1 protein-coding gene is annotated in these 248 nt (G+C 71.4%); it reads left to right on the top strand.

The features are described from left to right. Positions 1-248 (top strand): SDR family NAD(P)-dependent oxidoreductase (locus SB753_RS40035; protein ID WP_410805546.1); only part of this gene is annotated, 248 nt, incomplete at both ends.

The raw sequence follows: 248 nt of genomic DNA, 5'->3' as shown, positions 1-248 counted from the left end.
ACGGGCGCAACAGCCGGCGTGGGCCGCGCCGCCGCGCTGGAGTTCGCGCGCCACGGCGCCGACATCGCGCTGCTCGCACGCGATGCGGACGCGCTTCAAGACACCGCTCAGGAAGTCCGCGCAGCGGGCGTGCGCGTGCTCTCCATCCCGGTGGATGTGAGCGACGCGGACGCGGTGGAAGCAGCGGCCGGCTCGATCGAATCGCGGCTCGGCCCCATCGACGTTTGGGTCAACAACGCAATGGTGAC

It is taken from the genome of Paraburkholderia sp. SIMBA_053 (assembly GCF_046534895.1).
GTDB lineage: Bacteria > Pseudomonadota > Gammaproteobacteria > Burkholderiales > Burkholderiaceae > Paraburkholderia > Paraburkholderia caledonica.
Note: the sequence above shows the minus strand (reverse complement) of the source record. Positions and strands in the feature narration are given on the sequence as shown.